A 17,449-nucleotide genomic window follows, 5' to 3' on the forward strand; every position below is an offset into this window, starting at 1 on the left:
AATGTAAGGATACGACAGAGTCGAATGGTATTTATCCCGTCAAGATCCCTCAGTAATGACAAAAATCTGAACAATAGGGTAAGAATGCCGAGATGTTTATTTCTCATTTATTTCCAGTCACCTCTTAATTTAGATACCTCCGCATGCATATGTTCAGGTGTCGCATCGGTAGGTTTGACTGCCTTCCCTGCCTCAATCTCTAATTTAGACCAAAATCGAGAAGGTAAACCACGACAAGCCTTTCCTTTGTAGCGACTAAAATAGCTTCCCCACAAACCTTTGAGTGCTACAGGGATAACTGGCACTGGGCATCTTTGTATGATGATGTCCATTCCGCGCATAAATTTGTTCATATCCTCTGTACTTGTCAATTGACCTTCAGGAAAAACGCACACAAGGTCCCCTTGTTGAAGGGCTTTATCAATCTCACGAAATGCTTCTCTGATTGAACCTCTATTGGACGCTGAGATCGGGATAACTCCTGCTTTTTTAAGGAATCGGCGTAGCGGGGGAAGATTGGCATATTCTTCTTCCATCACGAAGCGAATTAGCCTAGGGCAGGCTCCACTTAGAAGGAGTGCGTCCATGTAGCTAACATGATTACACACAATCAATGCGCCGCCTTTTTCAGGTAAGTGATGCAAGTTTTTATGTTTAACTCGGTATAGGCTGTGTTATTGCCCATGCAATAAAGCGAACAGTGCGTATAGGTACACGAGCGAGTAAAGCGAGGGCAACGAGTATATTCATCGTGGCCAGAAGCAAGAACAATTCTGGAATGCTCATGCCAATTAACGTAAGGCATAGAATACCCAATACAGCACTGCCAACCATAAACAGGGAATTATAGATGTTGAGGGCGGCGATAACTTGAGCGCGTTGAGTGACTTTAGCTTGCTGCTGCATAAAGGCATATAGGGGAACGATAAAAATGCCTCCAGAGATACCCAGCATCAGCAGTGATGCAAATACAGGCCAAAGGGGAGAGTAGCCAATAAAATCTTCAAAAGTTTTCATTTCAGGGAGTTGGCTGGGGACAGATATTGCCATAATGAACCCAAACACTGAAATGCCAATACTGCCGAGTGGCACGATACCGAGTTCAATACGGTGTTTGGACAATCTGTCACATGCCAGTGACCCCACAGCAATACCGATTGAAAAAAGTGCCAAAAGAAAGGAAACGGCACTTTCGCTACCATTGAGGTAAATTTTGGTGAAGTTGGGAAACTGTGTGAGATAGGCGGCACCCAAAAACCAAAACCAACTGATGGCCATGAGGGCATGAAAGATCGAGCGATTCGATTTTGCTATCGCTAAGGTATTGCGAATGAGTTTGATAGGTTGCCAGCGAAACTCCAAATTCGGCGCACTTGGTTCAGCTGCAGGAATAGCGCAGCTCGCTACGTAGCCCAATAAAGCAAACACAACCACACTCACGGCTGCTATATATTTTGCGCCTTCGGCTGAGGCGATAACGCCTGCCCCTAACGTACCTAACAAAATGGCCAAAAATGTACCCGTTTCTACCAGTGCATTACCAGAAACCAACTCTTGTGGTTTGAGTTGTTGAGGAAGGAGCGCGTATTTGACTGGGCCGAAGAAGGCCGATTGTGTGCCCATCAAAAACAGCAAAATGAGAAGGATGATATAGCTTTCGGTAATGAAACCGATAGCACCAAGACACATGATGCCAATTTCAACCAGTTTGACTTTACGTATGAACCATGACTTTTCATATTTGTCAGCCAATACACCAGCCGATGCCGAAAAAAGAAAAAAAGGGAGGATAAATAATCCAGCGGCGAGATTGATAAAGAGATCGCTGGAAATGGGTAGCGCATCTGCGCCGGCGAAAGCAACAAACAATAACAAGACGTTTTTGAAAATATTGTCGTTGAATGCACCGAAAAACTGTGTGGCAAAGTAAGGAAGAAATCGCCTTTTTCCTAACAGCGAAGTTTGGTTTTTTGGCATGACTTTCCTGTTCCTTTAGAATGGGCTTACCAGTTGGCAATGTAATTCGACAGAAGATTTTCTATCAGCTTTTTACCATCGATGGGCTCTGCAGCAAAAAATTTGTCATCAACACTTAATAATGTAATCCCATGAACGCCCGACCAAAGCACACGGCTTGCTTGTAATACTTCCTGCTTACTGCGCTGGGGGGCCAATAGAGATAAAAGCTGCTCAAGCATTCCTGTCATATTAGCAATTCTTTCGGCTTGCCACTCTGGTAGTTGCTCACCATTCATGTTGTGCTCAAAAATAAGTTGCCAACGGTAGGGGTGTTTTTGAGCAAAATCATGATAGCAATAGGCAAGTTGGTATAAGGCATTTTTGGTATCAGGGCTCTGCTCAACAACAGATTTTGCTTCACAGGCGAGTTCATCAAGCGTTTGTGCAACGGCATGGAGCAAAAGCAAATTGTAGTTACCAAAAACATTGACCAAGGTACTGGGTACATAGCCAATCATATTCGCAACTTTGCGCAGACTGAGCTCGTGATAAGAGTTTTCATTAAGGAAATCCTTAACGGTGTCTAACGTGAGAGAAATAAGTTCTTCACGCGTATGGTCGTTTCTACGGGCCATGGCGAAACTTTAAAAATGAACAATGTTCAATATTCTATCAGGCTCCTAGCATATCGCAACTGACCTAATACTGAATTTGCAACACTTTGATACATGTCTCTTCACTCACGGTGTTTTCTTCTTGTGATACAAAGGCTACTATAGCAGAGTTAGTATAATGATTACCTCATTGAGAGAAACCCTAAGGCGAACTATGAAACGACTTTTTTCCCTTATTGCCCTGCTAATGGTATCGGTTGCCATTACTCCAATCGCTGAAGCGAAAAAGTTTGGTGGTGGCAAGTCATTTGGTAAAAGCTACAAAACCGCACCTGCTCCCAAGCAGCAACAGCAAAACACCAATACCCTAGGTAAAGATCAGGCGACCAAATCGCCAAGTTCAAGCAAAAAAGGCCTAATGGGCGGTTTACTAGGCGGTCTTTTGGCTGGTGGCCTTCTAGCTGCTTTCTTTGGTGGTGCATTTGAGGGTATTCAGTTTATGGATATTCTTATCATGGGCCTGATCGCATTTGTTATTTTCAAGCTAATGAAGGGGCTGCTTGGAGCCAAGCAAGGCAGTATGAACCAGCAGAAGCAGCAACCTGCGTTTGGCGGATCTGCGCCAAAATTTGAACAACCTAATGTTCACAATTTTGAGCAGCAACCCCAGTCGGGTGCGCAAGGTGGATTTGGTTTTGGCGCGCCATCAGACGTACCCTACAATTTTCCCCCAGGCTTTGATCAAGCTGCCTTTATCGATGGATCGCGTGAGCATTACCGTATTGTTCAAGGTGCGTGGAACCACAACGAGCTAGACACGATTAAGGAATATGTCTCACCCAGTTTGTTTGCTGACCTTAAACAAGAGCGTGCAAAACTCGAAGGTGAACAGCACACCGATGTCATGTACGTAGACGCGGAAATTGTTCGCGCCGATCACGACGCAAGCAGGGCTCAGCTGAGCATTCAGTTTAGTGGGCGTTATCGAGATGCGGTTGAAAATATCGAAGAGAGCATTGAAGATATTTGGCATTTGGAGCGCGACCTGACTGTTGAGAATGCACCTTGGTTAATCGTTGGTATACAAGGTTAAACTTCGCAATGTCCAATCAAACGCCCGAGCAACACGCTCGGGCGTTTTTGTACGCGAATTAGACGCTAAATTTGTCCCGTTTGTTCAAACTGGTCTAGCTTGGTGAGGTAAGGCTCGATATCACCAATGTTTTGTTTAATCCAAGCGGCGTTAAAGTAGGTATCAAGGTATCGCTCGCCGCTATCACATAACAAAGTGACAATAGAGCCTGTTTCTCCGCGAGATTTCATTTCACTCGCGAGTTGTAAAACGCCGTATAGATTGGTTCCAGTTGAAGCACCCACCTTCCGACTTAGCACCTTTTCAAGCCAATGAGTTGTCGCGATAGAAGCCGCATCTGGGATGGTGCGCATTTCGTCTATGACGCCGGGAATAAAACTAGGCTCAACACGTGGCCTGCCTATGCCCTCAATTTTACTGCCTTTATCGCTGGTTATACTTGAATCTCCACTGTTAAAAAATGCATGGAAAACGGAGTTTTCAGGGTCGACGACACAAAGTTTGGTTGCATGCTGCTGATAGCGAATAAAGCGCCCAATAGTTGCCGATGTGCCGCCAGTGCCTGGGCTCATCACGATCCATTTTGGTACGGGATGCGTTTCCAACCTCATTTGGCTAAAAATTGAATTGGCAATATTATTGTTTCCTCGCCAATCGGTCGCTCGTTCGGCGTAGGTGAACTGATCCATGTAGTGACCATTAAGCTCACGAGCCAATCGACTTGATTCTGCATAAATTTGGTCTGAGCGATCGACGAGATGCGCTTTGCCACCATAAAACTCTATTTGTTCGATTTTCTTTTTGGCTGTGCATTTTGGCATCACCGCAATAAAAGGTAGACCAATTAAACGGGCGAAGTAGGCTTCTGAAATCGCGGTGCTTCCAGATGATGACTCTATGATGGTTGTTTTAGGGCCAACCCAACCATTACAAAGGGCATAGAGAAACAAAGAGCGAGCTAGACGGTGTTTAAGGGAGCCGGTTGGGTGTGTACTTTCATCTTTTAGATAAATATCAATACCAGCAATGCATGGTAAATCAAGCTTGATAAGATGAGTGTCGGCTGATCGTTGAAAGTCAGCGTCAATTTTTTTTATCGCATTATTAATCCAATTGTGATCTTTGCACATTTTCTACCATCCTTGGGCTCTAAAGCTAATACTTTACCTATAAAATAGGAGAAAAGCTTTGCCTATTTTCTGTGTTTCTGCTTTATTTGGAGAAATTTATTTTACTAAGAGTGTATTTGTGAGTATAGAGCTCGACAAAGTGGATAAGAAGATACTTGCGCTACTGCAACAAGACAGTACTTTGTCACTCAGTGACTTAGCTGAATCGGTAAATTTGACAACCACACCTTGCTGGAAGCGGCTGAAAAAATTGGAAGAGTCTGGAATTATCGAAAAGCGTGTGGCGCTGCTAAACCCAGATAAGCTCAATTTGTCCTTTACTGCTTTTGTGTTAGTCAAAACCAGTGACCACTCTCATGAGTGGTATAGTCACTTTGTCGGTACTGTGAATGAGTTTCCTGAAGTGATGGAGTTTTATCGTATGGCGGGTGAATACGATTACATGATGAAGGTACAAGTTAAGGATATGCAGTGCTTTGATGGTTTCTATAAAAAGCTCGTTAATTGTGTTGCAGGAATAGTGAATGTCACCTCCACCTTCGCCATGGAGCCACTCAAATACACAACGGCGCTGCCGATCGAATAAATGTCAGGGACTGTATAGATAAGTAAATTCAGGTAAAGGCAAAAATACTTCCTACAGTCTCTACTAATATTTTACAAAGGGAATATTGGTAGAGACATGATTATGGTTAGGCTAGGCACTTGGGTTTGCATGACATTAGTGACCACTTTAGTCGGTTGTAATAGTGGAGAAGGTGGCACAACGGCCACAACGAGTGAAGACATCACTAACCGGATTTTTGTCAATCTTTCAGGCGATTGCCAACAATATATCGGCAGCTTCTTTTCTTCCGTCAGCGATATCAAGCGTTCGTTGCTCTTTACGGGGCAAGTGACCATATCCTCTAGCGGCAGTCAGTGTATTATCCAGTCTAATGCAATTCCCAATCATGACTTTAATGACGCGAGTGCGTCTTTTGCGACCAATGTAACTGAGCAAAATGTGCAGTATTACTTTGATGCCTCTCCATCGATCAGCGGCAGCTCAACTGCACTGAGCTTAGGAACATCAGAAGCCATTTTGCTAAACGGGGTCAAGCTAGATTTACTGGCTGCGGCTTGTTATGGCGTGGGAGATGAAAAAACAGGGTGTGGGCAGGACCAAATTAACAATCCTTGGCGTTATGATCCCATGTCGTCATTAAATAGCTTTGGTACAGATATCCATAACGCCCACGTGCAGCCAACAGGTGAGTACCATTATCACGGTAATCCGGTGGCGATGTTCATACAAGATTGCGCAGGCAAACAAGCCAGCCCTGTGATTGGTTTTGCGGCAGATGGATTTCCCATATACGGTAGCTGTTTTACCGATAGCTCTTCAGGGCAGGTTAGAAAAGCAACGTCGAGTTATCAACTCAAATCGGGCGCGCGTGTCGATGTCGGTATTTATACTGCACCTACGGTTGGCGGCAACGTCGTCAGTGCCAATTACGATGGGCAATTTCGTGGAGACTGGGAGTATACGGTTGCACTGGGAGATCTGGACGAATGCAATGGTATGACGGTCGATGGTCAGTACGGTTACTATGTAACCGACACTTTTCCTTGGGTGATTAACTGTTTTAAAGGCTCGCCCAATTCAAGCTTCAGTGGTTACAGTCTTGAGAGAGCCCACACGCATTAGTGATGCTTATTTAAATCGCATAACCCCTTCTTGGACGGCCGATGCCACTAAATCGCCTTGGCGATTATAAATCTCGCCGCGAACTAAGCCTCGAGTGTTACTCGCCGTTGGGCTTTCTATTGCATAAAGCAGCCATTCATCCATTTTGAACGGGCGGTGAAACCAAATCGAGTGGTCTATGGTGGCCACTTGAAACTTAGGTGTCATAAGAGAGACTTGATGCGGATGCAGGGCGGTGACCAAAAAGCCCCAATCGGAGGCATAACCCAGTAAATATTGGTGAATCAATTGGTTGTTTGGCACGGTACCATTGGCCTTAATCCACAGATATTGCTTGGGTTCTTCTTTGTGTGGTTTGAGAGGGTTAATCACGTTAACTGGCCTCGTTTCTATCGGTTTTTCGCCACAGAACGCAGCTTTTATTTTATTAGGTAACTGGTCAGCGATACTTTTTGCAAGTTCAGACTCCGGTAGATAGTTTTCCGGACCGGGCACGTCAGGCATGGTGTTTTGATGCTCGAAACCGGGCGCCTCACCATGATATGACGCGGTGAGATAAAAAATCGGCCGGCCTGATTGCAGCGCTTTGACGCGGCGTGTACTAAAGCTGCGGCCATCTCGAAGTGTTTCAACATCGTAAATGATCGGCTTTTCTGGATCGCCCGGGTAGAGAAAATAGCTATGAAATGAGTGAACGGTACGGTCGTCATCGACAGTATAGCGTGCGGCTGAAAGAGCCTGACCAATCACTTGTCCGCCATAAACTTGAGGCAAACCAAGATTCTCACTTTGACCTCTAAACAGACCCTCTTCCAGTTTTTCTAGTTTTAGTAATTCAAGCAGTTCGTCTAAAGGTTGGCTCATTCTATACCCTAATAATTTGGTCAATATAGGTTTATTTAAGCATAAATTGATAACTTAAACAGCAAATTAAGCCAAAAGTGAGACAAGTTTTTACGCGATATGGAAAGGAAAATGGTGCTGAGTTGCAGAGCCATTACAGCTTGTCTAAGCGGGAGATAAACCAACGCAAATGAAAACAGAACAAAGCGCTTATTAAGGCTGCCAGCGATACTTTTTAAGAGAAAGTTTACCTTCGCAGCTGACATCAATATCTTCAGCAACTAATAACGCCCTTTGGCGAGCTAAATCTATGCCTGTGAGCGATATTTTTCCTTGGCTATTGATCACCCTAAACCAAGGCAATTTGGAGTCTTTTGGTAAGTTTCCGAGTGCTTTACCTACATGGCGAGCATACCCAGGATAACCAGCTAATGCGGCAATATCACCGTAAGTGGCGACCTTTCCTCTTGGAATTTGGTGAATCACCGCAAAGATTTGTATCAAAAACTGGTCCATACTGAATGTGTCCTAATTCGATTTTTCCAAGGAATGGATAAGGAGAGGGCTTGGTATTTTCTACTTTTCAGTTTTTGATCACAAGTCTGCTTGCGGTATTGTGTGCGTTGACCGTCAGTGCGACTCAGCAAGACATTTCATTATTGGCTTTACTCATCCCCGTTATGTGGGTATTTCCACAGCGAGTCGTAGGTGGCATCGTTTTGATGGCTGCCGTTTCGGCTTATGGTTTGACGTTACCGTATCAACCGATTTCGTTGTCACTGAGCCATTGGATTTTGTTTCCACTGTTGATGGTGGTGTTTTCAAGGCGCAGCAGTGTTGGTGTGCTTGTGACGGTTTCTTTGGTTGTGGTGACGCTGCAAGTAGGGGTGATGATCACCCAAGCGGGAGGAAAGCTCACCGGTGAGCCAATGATGACTTTGGTTCAAGCGCTATCGGTGACAGTGATCTGGTGGGCTGTGCAAGGTTGGCCACCCAGTGAAAAGCATTGCTGGTGGGCATTAGGATTGATATTACCTTTGTGGTTGACCGGTTATGGAGACTCAGCCGTTGTCGCGTTATGTTTAACCGGCATCGTTGGTTGCGTGCAAAGTATTAGAAAAGCACAAACTTTTAATTGGAGTAAGCTGTTGTGTTGGACCCTTCCCACCGTCAGTTTCGCGACATTGGTCGTCACTCCATGGTTTAGTGTGCCAAACCCAGTCTTTGTCGTTTGGGTTTGCCTGCTAGGGGCTGCGTGGATGACCGATTATGTGTTACGCAGCTTTGATGAGGAAACTGAGCTGTAGACGTGATCAAATACAGCTTACTGGCTTTGATTTTGGCACCTATGGGCATAATATCGTGGTCAAAAAATAAACGCCAACTTAGTAAGTTGCTTAACTCCTAGTCACTTAAAAGGAAATCCCTCTATATTTCACTTTTTTGCTTGAATTGGTCACGGCGATGACACATAATCGCCTCACGCCTTGGTTATGCCAAGCAGCGAATCTATGGAGGCTCTGGTCCTCTCGCAACAATAGCTCGTGAACTCGGTCAGGTCCGGAAGGAAGCAGCCGCAGCGAGTGACTTGTGTGCCGAGATGTGGCTGGGGTCTCCGCCACTTTTGATGTTTGCAACATAAGTCTTTGCAGGCAACACACCTCTGACATCATATACTCAATATCTTACTTCTAAAACTGTCCTCCGCAGTTCGCATTCAGTTTATATTAGTACTTTATCTTATCTCTATTTCGTTGTTTCTAATTTTGACGTATTTGCTGTCATTAAATAATATTGCCCGTGAAGAGCTACTGGCTCTGTATCTTTGACATCGGTTGTTTGGGCACTGCCAGCGTAAATCCATAACTCGCCGCTCATTAAATTTCTCTCCAGTAAATATCAAATGGGGATTGTAAATCTTGGGTATGAATCAAGGATGTTTCCCCTTTAGCATTGGTCTTACCGTAGATTTCTTACCGTAGATTTCTTAACGATGACCTATTCCTCTTCCCTGTAGAACCAAAAGTTAGCAGTTCCAAACAACTTATTGGAATATCTTACAATATTTTGTTTATTGAATAACGTTAACAGCGCTTCAATAAGGGCTCAGCGCTGGCCTAAAACTTGCTTTGTTGCGGGCAATAGTAACTTTATCGATAACGTGAGCTTATGAGCAATCCTCTTCCTCCCAAAACATCCATGTTTTGGAATGACCATCCTTACACATACGAAGAAGCTGTTGTTGCGTATGAAAGAGATGGCACCTTGTCTTCATTAACTGAAGTTTCAACAGCACCCTCAAATGATATTGCAGGGTCACCTCCTAAAACCAGTATGTTTTGGGAAGGAGGAACCGAGAAAATCGATCCTCCATCAAAACCAGAGCCAAGAACGATTGATATGACGCAGAGGAATGAACCAAAACAAGCTGGGCCTGCACATTTCATTCCCGTGCGTTACGCTATTGACCAACTCGATAGTGAAGACACTTCACCATTTGGTTTACCAGCAGAATGGCACGGTAAAGGGCCTGCAAAACTCAACACTATTGGCTATACACTGCGCCAAGTGCGTGATGGCTGGCTTTATGTTTATGACTCGGTTAGGAAGGTCCTTGATGAATACGAAGTGAAAGGGACACAATTTACTCTTTACAAACTCGGGGTAGCAGAAAGCCCAGATTCCGACACGAGGGGAGTGCCAGAGTCGCCAAGTCCGTTTCTGAGTTATACTGACGGCAGCCTTCTGTCACTCTGCTTTTCTGAGCATCGATGGACATGGAACATGTTCCTTGCTGTGGTAAACAGCCCCAGTCGTTATATTGGCCGCATGCAAACCGTGGTATTGACATCGAGTTCGATACAATCTCATATTGCTCCTATCGACCAACTCTCTGAAGTGGCCGACATTGAAGCCTCTGCTATCGATGATGGCCGCTTTGCTGATTCCGCCATCGCCACCAAAGCAGGTGAAGGCGTTTCTGTCTTTAAACCTGTCGCCGCTGAAAGTGATTTAACGGCAACGCTCCCTAAAGACGAGGCCGCCTATTTTGTTGCAATAAAAGATTACGCCGCTGACATACAGGACATGTCGCTGCATTTTGTAGCAGCAGCCAGCCCTTATCGCCTTTTTACTGACCAGTATTCAAACCAATGGAACTTGATGCAAACTGCCATGCAGCTATCCATGTTTGGGGCAATTGACAAAATAAGCATACCCGCAAGTGTTAAGCGCAATGGTGAAGAGTTATCGTTTTATGCTGATATGGCAGACTATTATGATTCATCGACGCAGCTTGATTTAGCCGAGAGCCACACAGGGGCGATTCAGTCAGGTTATCCTGCTCAATTTTCTGCGGGTGCGATTGAGTCCCGCCAAAATACCCAGTCTGCTATTGCTCAGTCTATTCAAGAAAAGTATGGTATATCCGCCAGTCGTTTTGGTTACTACGAGCAGTGGATTGCCAGCGACCGCTGGCGCAAACAGCTCAATTGGAAACAAATGTTGAGTGAAATGCAGGCGTTATCAGAGCAAAAAAATAGCATGCTTGCTCATGTGACTTCTGTAAAGCGTGATTTTATTTCGGTGTTGGAATCTCTCACCCCTCACCATCTTGAGCGAGTATTCGACCTGTATAGCGAGGAGACGCAATACTGTCTTTATCAGCTTCACCTAGCGGCGGTGGAAGCGTTCAGCCTTGTGATTGAAGAAGAGGACCGAGCTTGGGCAGAAAGCCAATGGGAAAAACCGACCAGCTTATTACCGCTCTACACTTCTGGCTTTAGCCGAGATGTATACAATGAGTTGAAAAAATCACTTCCCGATCCAGTGCCAACATCGGCAGAAGATGAAGAGAGTTGGTTGGACCATGTTTCATCGGTGAGCAATAAAACGGGCATGTATGCCAAGATAATGGACTTTGTCACCAACCCAAATACCGCCGAAACCGAAATTTTGAAAGACTTGGCAAAAGGCTTTAATAAGCTCGACATCTTATTCAAAGCCGCTATCAAAGCGGCTTTAAAGGTGACGTTAGAACTCGGTGTGAGTGTCACCTCTCAAGCCTCAATCTTATTGATGCCAACACTTGCCAAACCACTGACTCGAAATAGTTTTCAGTGGCGGGCTATTATAGCAGAGCGCATGGCACAAACGATGCCAGTGACGATTAACAACGGTTATGCCCAAGAATTCAAAGATTGGAAAACGCGCATTGAAAATAATCTTGCCGCGCTGAAGAAAAACAACCGCATTATTGCTGAGGGGAATCAAAACCAGCGCAAAGCGACGGCGAAGTATAAAAATGCCTTAAAGAACCAGCGCCGACTCAAAAAATCATTAGCAGTAACGACGTTAGAATACCCACAGCGAATTATACTCCCAGACGACCTACCCAAAGCAACGGTTGAGCTAAGAACAAGGATTATCACTGGGGCTGCTGATGATTTACATAAACTGTTCGAGAACGCTGGCGGATTGGGATTTTTAGCCCTGCTGTTTAACAGCATTGCTTTGGCCGATGCCATAAGCAGTATTGCCGATACTGGCTTGGTGTCTTCAGATGAATTCTTAGACATACAGCAAAAGCTGTTTTATACCGCCAGTGCGTGGACAGGGATTCGCACCGGTAAGTTATGGGATAAGGTTAAGGGGACTGACGAACTCAGAGAGCACTCGTTAAAAACTCTTAAAGCATTAGTGGTAGATGAGGTAGATGGTTTTAAAAACTTGACCCTTGATGACTTAAAGGTATTCAATAAATGGCTCGCCATCACTGGGGCTTTGGGTGCACTGGCTTCGGGTATTGAGGCCTACCGTTCTTGGCAGAGTGCGAATGACGTTTATGGTGTTGAAAAATATCTGTATAGAGCAAATACTGCAGTACTATCTGGCATGTCGGTAGTCGGCATAATCCAAGCGTATGGAGGGGCCACTGGAAAATTAGCACTAAACTTGACTTTTGGCGGGCCTGTAACAGCCATCTTAGCTGTTCTTACGCTTGCTTATCTAGTCATCAATTCTAAACTGAATATGCTGAAACAAGACGATTTCCAAAAATGGTTAGATAAACTGCCTTGGGGTAAGCATCCGTCTCGAGCTCAGTGGAGCCAATCTGCAAGCTTACCTGAAAGAGAGAAGCATAATTCAGCACTAGTGCAGCAGGCGCTGTTTGACTTACAATCCATTATTCAGCAGCCTACGCTATACCATCAGCCAATTGAAAAAATACAGGCCTATCCAGGCTATACACATCGTGAACTAGTTGGCTTGGAAGTGCATATTCAGCTGCCACGGCGCGCTGCAACCAGTGGGATTACCGTGAGTACCAATACCCAAGCAACCGAAGATGAGTTGACCTCCGGCTCTTGGCATAAGAATATTGACTTAGTCACGCTACAACCTCTGAGCGAAGCCAGCGCTGAATCTGTGGTGTATAAGGTCACATTACCGATTGAAAAAACAGACCAATACCTCGCTATGCAAGTGGTGTACGATGTGGCCGATGATGCCCCAGCTAAGCGTGAGTATTGGTTCCAAAATAGCATAAAACAAAGTGCAACTTATGGCGTAATTTCAGACAATAGCAAACAAAGCACAATTAAAACATCACTCACCCCGGTTGTCGGCACATTAGGATTTCAGGAGTAACCCTTGGCATATTCACCCTTTTACATCACCCCAGAAGAGTTGGCGGTTTACCAAGAAGCGCAAGAGCAAGAGATCCTTACAGGAGAAAATTTAACAATATGGCGTAAGTATGATATCGAAGAAGCGAATCGTTTTTCATATATATTTGACAGCTTAGTTCCCATTGCCATCATGTCAGTGGTTTTTTTCTTTTTTTGGTATTCCTTACGAGACCCTCTGATAGGGTATGTGGCTGCCTGTGTACTATCGATGGGGTACGGACTCAGCTACCTAGTGTTTGGCCTCGATTATCGCTATGACTATATTTTTTCTGACAAAGGCTTTGTGATGAAAAAGCGTCGCAATATGCCTAAGTGGGTAAATAGCGCCACACAAGCCGTTGGCTGGGTAGGCTCGGTGGTCTGTGTGGTGATGGTAGCGGTGGCTGGCCCAATGGCATTAGCGGGAGCGGGTGGCTTTATTTTGCTCTCATTTGGTATGTTAAAGCGCCAGCCTGATGAACGAATAGAAGTGAGAGTTGGAGAGCGCGAAGACTGGCTGTTTGCTTACTACAACAAAAAGCGCAAAGTAATTCGCTTCTATCACAAATATGACTATTGTTCTAAACGGGATCTAGTGAAACATACCGTTTTCAGAGCTCAAACTCGTGGTTATAGCTACTTATTTTTTAAAACAGCCGAAGAACTAGATGAGGTGCTAGAGGTTCTCTCAAATAGATATGATATCGAATGTATTGAATTTCCAAACCACAAAGAGTTTTTTAAAGGAAGGCCTGAGCCTCGAATTAAAGATATCCCTTCTCGGAGTCTTGAATTTCCGGTAGCCGATACCTTTGACCTTAGAGCACAAAACGCCCCGCTTCCTGAATGGCGACGTATTTACAACGGCGAATGGCAAACCGAGTCTGAGATTGAACAATCAAAATCTGAACTCACGACGGCCAAGGAGTAACCCTTGGCATATTCACCCTTTTACATCACCCCAGAAGAGTTGGCGGTTTACCAAGAAGCGCAAGAGCAAGAGATCCTTACAGGAGAGAATTTAACAATATGGCATAAGTATGATATCGAAGAAGCGAATCGTTTTTCATATATATTTCACAGCTTAGTTCCCATTGCCATCATGTCAGTGGTTTTTTTCTTGTTTTGGTATTCATTACGAGACCCTCTGATAGGGTATGTGGCTGCCAGTGTGCTAACCATGGGGTACGGACTCAGCTACCTAATGTTTGGCCTCGATTATCGCTATGACTATATTTTTTCTGACAAAGGTTTTGTGATGAAAAAGCGTCGCAATATGCCTAAGTGGGTAAATAGCGCCACACAAGCCGTTGGCTGGGTAGGCTCGGTGGTCTGTGTGGTGATGGTAGCGGTGGCTGGCCCAATGGCATTAGCGGGAGCGGGTGGCTTTATTTTGCTCTCATTTGGTATGTTAAAGCGCCAGCCTGATGAACCAACCGAAGTGAGAGTTGGAGAGCGTGAAGATTGGCTGTTTGCGGACTACAACAAGAAAAGAAAAGTGATCCAGTTCTTTTTTAAATATGACAGGTCCGAATACCAAGATACTGCTCACGAGACTATCTTTCGCTCACAAGATAGATCAGATTGTTATGTTTTCTTTAAAAATAAAGCCGACTTGGAGTCCATGGTCAATCAGTTAGCAACGGAATATAAGCTTGACTGCAGAGAAGTGGCTGACCACAAAAAACTGTTTGAAGCGAAGCCAGAATCAAGACTGTTTAGCATTCCTGCTTGCAGTAGAGAATATCAAACCGATGAGGTGTTTGATTTAAGGGCTGCAAACACCCCACTTCCTGAGTGGGAGTACCTTTACAACGGCGAATGGCAAACCGAGTCTGAGATTGAACGATCTAAATCTGAACTGATGACGGCCAAGGAGTAACCCTTGGCGTATTCACCCTTTTACATCACCCCAGAAGAGTTGGCGGTTTATCAAGAAGCGCAAGAGCAAGAGATCCTCACAGGAGAAAATTTAACAATATGGCGTAAGTATGATATCGAAGAAGCGAATCGTTTTTCATATATATTTGACAGCTTAGTTCCCATTGCCATCATGTCAGTGGTTTTTTTCTTGTTTTGGTATTCATTACGAGACCCTCTGATAGGGTATGTGGCTGCCGGTGTGCTAACCATGGGGTACGGACTCAGCTACCTAATGTTTGGCCTCGATTATCGCTATGACTATATTTTTTCTGACAAAGGCTTTGTGATGAAAAAGCGTCGTAATATGCCTAAGTGGGTAAATACCGCCACACAAGCCGTTGGCTGGGTAGGCTCGGTAGTCTGTGTGATAATGGTAGCGGTGGTTGGCCCAATGGCATTAGCGGGAGCGGGTGGCTTTATTTTGCTCTCATTTGGTATGTTAAAGCGCCAGCCTGATGAACCAACCGAAGTGAGAGTTGGAGAGCGCGAAGACTGGCTGTTTGCTTATTACAATAAAAAAAGGAAAGTCATCCGGTTCTATTTTAAGCAGGATATATGTGAATATATCGATATGGAACACAACACTATTATCCGTTCACACAGTCGATCCGGTTGCTACATATTTTTTAAAACCGAAGCGGACTTGGAATCCATGGTCAATCAGTTAGCAACGAAATATAAGCTTGACTGCAGAGAAGTGACTGACCACAAAAAACTGTTTGAAGCCAAGCCAGAATCAAGACTGTTTAACATTCCCGTTTGTAATAGAGAATATCAAACCGAAGAGGTGTTTGATTTAAGGGCTGCAAACACCCCACTTCCGGAATGTGAGTACCTTTACAACGGCAAGTGGCAAACCGAGTCTGAGATTGAGCGATCTAAAGCAGAAAGTGCAAACGCCTGAGTGATCGTACCTTTGCCACTCTCGCTAGTTGTTACAATGTACAAACCAAGAAGCTTCCAATCGGGGTCTTCTTCTTTTTCATTCACAATATATAAAAGCACCGAGCTTTGGGTCGTAGATAAAAGAGGGTATAACGTTTGTACCCCGTTCCTTTATAAACTCTGGTTTGACGCAGGATGCTGCTCTCACATAAGCATTGGAAAAAATGACCCCCAACCGGTTATTTTAAGTTGATAAATTTTCCAAATAAGCGGTGGATGGAAAGTATAGCGACTCTCAATGAACTATGGAGTCAAAAGCAGTCATGTAAACTTAAAAGCCACTATACAAGAGAAAATGATGTTCGCTGGCAATAGGTGCCAACTATTGAGGTAAAGCCAAAGGCTAACTGAATGAGCTTAACATTTAGGATTACCAGACGTAGAACTTAAAACAAAGCATAACGACAATAGCGGTAACGATTCCTAGCCAGCCTAATGCTTGTGTGACGACTTCAGACGATTGACCATTAAAATGGGGGAGTAGAATAGCGCCTAAAGAAACAAGTGGCATAAAACCATAGAGCTGACCATCATACTTGGTCGTCATTGCTGGAAAAGGGGGGATAATCTTGTAAATAAACAGGTAGACAAGGTAAATCAAAATGGCGATAGATGCTTGTTTTTTGCTGGTATCGCTTCCAGACCAAAATACAAAATAGACAGCTAAAGCTAAAAAAAATAATAGGTCAATCATATAATTATTGAGCTCAGAGGCTTTGATATCTAAAAGTAGATTATTTCAGTCTGTTCGATTACCGACAAGTCTTACGTATAAATTAAGCTTGATTAGTGTTTATGGGACGACGTTTAGCCAATATCACTACTGATTTGGTACAAATGTCACCTTCATTTTGTTTTTTATTAAAATCCTAGACCTAATTTTTAAGGCGAGTTGTGGATCATGGTTAAAGGTGAGTTTTGTCGTGTTGAGGGTTGTAGGCCATCAGTCCGTATGCAGGAATACGTTGAACAAATGAACCACATCACAGACATGAACTCTGTTTTAGATAATGTCATTAAGGCAGTTCCTTTCTTCCAAATTTTTGCTGGGCGTGACGCTTATTAAGGCGTTCTGCTGTTTGCGTTCGAAAGGGCTATGGGACGATGTTCAATGGCTGAGAGAGCAGAGTACACTCGTATAATGCTGAGATAGGTAATGATGAAATGCCTCTTGAGCAGTGGAAAAAATGAGTAAGAGGTTTTCCAGACATCATTGATTCTGTCGTGGAAGTGGGAATTGAAGATGCCAAAAACTTTTCCGACGCGTATTTCTCTCAACCATTATATTGTAGGTCAAGCAATATTTTATGGTTATAAATAAAAATAAAAATTCCTGCCGAACCAAATTTCAAAGATCGTTCATTTTTTGCGATAAGCCCCTGAAAATGAGCCTTTGACAAAATCAGTTTTCGTGAAAAAACCACAAGAGGGGTGATGTTATGTGAAAACTCCGGCAATTTAGTGTGGAACCCAATAGAAACGTTTTTCTAGTACTTAAGTCTTTAGTCAAAGGCTCTCAATTTATTTCTCTTTAATTCTGATGCCAAAGTAATCAGTAGCTAATTAGTATCGGTTGAAAATTT

General features: G+C 44.1%; 15 protein-coding genes, 1 other RNA gene and 1 pseudogene. 10 read left to right on the top strand and 7 right to left on the bottom strand.

The genetic code is table 11. The features are described 5' to 3' along the window. Positions 1 to 107: 107 nt before the first annotated feature. Both QQK21_RS10325 and QQK21_RS10330 read right to left on the bottom strand, forming a co-directional pair. A pseudogene (locus QQK21_RS10325) lies at positions 108 to 1,977 on the bottom strand (MFS transporter). A 26-nt stretch (positions 1,978 to 2,003) separates the two neighbouring features. Further along, complete coding sequence (locus tag QQK21_RS10330) at positions 2,004 to 2,594, bottom strand: TetR/AcrR family transcriptional regulator (protein ID WP_284192112.1); 591 nt, start codon at positions 2,592 to 2,594, stop codon at positions 2,004 to 2,006. A 193-nt stretch (positions 2,595 to 2,787) separates the two neighbouring features. Between QQK21_RS10330 and QQK21_RS10335 the strand changes: the two genes are divergently transcribed. Further along, positions 2,788 to 3,666 carry a Tim44 domain-containing protein gene (locus QQK21_RS10335; protein WP_284192113.1) on the top strand — a complete coding sequence of 293 codons (879 nt, stop codon included), beginning with the start codon at positions 2,788 to 2,790 and terminating at the stop codon, positions 3,664 to 3,666. A 65-nt stretch (positions 3,667 to 3,731) separates the two neighbouring features. On the opposite strand, the gene QQK21_RS10340 is transcribed toward QQK21_RS10335, so the two are convergent. Continuing rightward, on the bottom strand, positions 3,732 to 4,796 hold the full coding sequence (locus QQK21_RS10340) for a PLP-dependent cysteine synthase family protein (protein ID WP_284192114.1): 1,065 nt from the start codon (positions 4,794 to 4,796) through the stop codon (positions 3,732 to 3,734). A 118-nt stretch (positions 4,797 to 4,914) separates the two neighbouring features. Here QQK21_RS10340 and QQK21_RS10345 point away from each other — a divergent pair, with 118 nt between their 5' ends. Together QQK21_RS10345 and QQK21_RS10350 are read left to right on the top strand one after the other, a co-directional pair. Continuing rightward, a complete protein-coding gene (locus tag QQK21_RS10345) occupies positions 4,915 to 5,382 on the top strand; it encodes an Lrp/AsnC family transcriptional regulator (RefSeq protein ID WP_284192115.1) in 468 nt (155 codons plus the stop codon). Positions 5,383 to 5,511: 129 nt separating this feature from the next. Further along, on the top strand, positions 5,512 to 6,486 hold the full coding sequence (locus QQK21_RS10350) for a YHYH protein (protein ID WP_284192116.1): 975 nt from the start codon (positions 5,512 to 5,514) through the stop codon (positions 6,484 to 6,486). A 6-nt stretch (positions 6,487 to 6,492) separates the two neighbouring features. Here QQK21_RS10350 and tesB read toward each other — a convergent pair whose 3' ends face one another. Further along, on the bottom strand, positions 6,493 to 7,350 hold the full coding sequence (gene tesB / locus QQK21_RS10355; protein ID WP_284192117.1) for an acyl-CoA thioesterase II: 858 nt from the start codon (positions 7,348 to 7,350) through the stop codon (positions 6,493 to 6,495). Positions 7,351 to 7,542: 192 nt separating this feature from the next. Beyond that, entirely contained in the window at positions 7,543 to 7,845 is a 303-nt protein-coding gene (locus QQK21_RS10360; protein ID WP_284192118.1) for an MGMT family protein, read from the bottom strand. Between the two features lie 50 nt (positions 7,846 to 7,895). Here QQK21_RS10360 and QQK21_RS10365 point away from each other — a divergent pair, with 50 nt between their 5' ends. Next, the gene (locus tag QQK21_RS10365; RefSeq protein ID WP_284192119.1) at positions 7,896 to 8,636 is read left to right on the top strand and encodes a VP0952 family biofilm-associated protein; all 741 of its coding nucleotides are present in this window, start codon (positions 7,896 to 7,898) and stop codon (positions 8,634 to 8,636) included. A 211-nt stretch (positions 8,637 to 8,847) separates the two neighbouring features. Further along, positions 8,848 to 8,944, top strand: an RNA gene (gene ffs / locus QQK21_RS10370) — signal recognition particle sRNA small type. Between the two features lie 131 nt (positions 8,945 to 9,075). Here ffs and QQK21_RS10375 read toward each other — a convergent pair. Then, a complete protein-coding gene (locus QQK21_RS10375) occupies positions 9,076 to 9,207 on the bottom strand; it encodes a hypothetical protein (protein ID WP_284192120.1) in 132 nt (43 codons plus the stop codon). A gap of 291 nt (positions 9,208 to 9,498) precedes the next feature. On the opposite strand from QQK21_RS10375, the gene QQK21_RS10380 reads away from it, so the two are divergent. The 4 genes from QQK21_RS10380 to QQK21_RS10395 are packed head-to-tail and all read left to right on the top strand — an operon-like array spanning position 9,499 to position 15,825. Next, positions 9,499 to 12,978 (top strand): T6SS effector BTH_I2691 family protein, encoded by a 3,480-nt coding sequence (locus QQK21_RS10380; protein ID WP_284192121.1) that lies wholly within the window; start codon positions 9,499 to 9,501, stop codon positions 12,976 to 12,978. A 3-nt stretch (positions 12,979 to 12,981) separates the two neighbouring features. Next, a complete protein-coding gene (locus QQK21_RS10385) occupies positions 12,982 to 13,929 on the top strand; it encodes a hypothetical protein (RefSeq protein WP_284192122.1) in 948 nt (315 codons plus the stop codon). A 3-nt stretch (positions 13,930 to 13,932) separates the two neighbouring features. Then, positions 13,933 to 14,880: a hypothetical protein gene (locus QQK21_RS10390; RefSeq protein WP_284192123.1), complete on the top strand. Its 948-nt coding sequence runs from the start codon at positions 13,933 to 13,935 to the stop codon at positions 14,878 to 14,880. A 3-nt stretch (positions 14,881 to 14,883) separates the two neighbouring features. After that, the gene (locus QQK21_RS10395) at positions 14,884 to 15,825 is read left to right on the top strand and encodes a hypothetical protein (protein ID WP_284192124.1); all 942 of its coding nucleotides are present in this window, start codon (positions 14,884 to 14,886) and stop codon (positions 15,823 to 15,825) included. A gap of 411 nt (positions 15,826 to 16,236) precedes the next feature. On the opposite strand, the gene QQK21_RS10400 is transcribed toward QQK21_RS10395, so the two are convergent. After that, the gene (locus tag QQK21_RS10400) at positions 16,237 to 16,560 is read right to left on the bottom strand and encodes a hypothetical protein (RefSeq protein WP_284192125.1); all 324 of its coding nucleotides are present in this window, start codon (positions 16,558 to 16,560) and stop codon (positions 16,237 to 16,239) included. Positions 16,561 to 16,767: 207 nt separating this feature from the next. Here QQK21_RS10400 and QQK21_RS10405 point away from each other — a divergent pair, with 207 nt between their 5' ends. Further along, positions 16,768 to 16,932, top strand: a complete 165-nt coding sequence (locus QQK21_RS10405; protein ID WP_284192126.1) for a hypothetical protein — start codon at positions 16,768 to 16,770, stop codon at positions 16,930 to 16,932. Positions 16,933 to 17,449: the final 517 nt, after the last annotated feature.

It is taken from the genome of Vibrio zhanjiangensis (assembly GCF_030161235.1).
Lineage (GTDB): Bacteria > Pseudomonadota > Gammaproteobacteria > Enterobacterales > Vibrionaceae > Vibrio > Vibrio zhanjiangensis.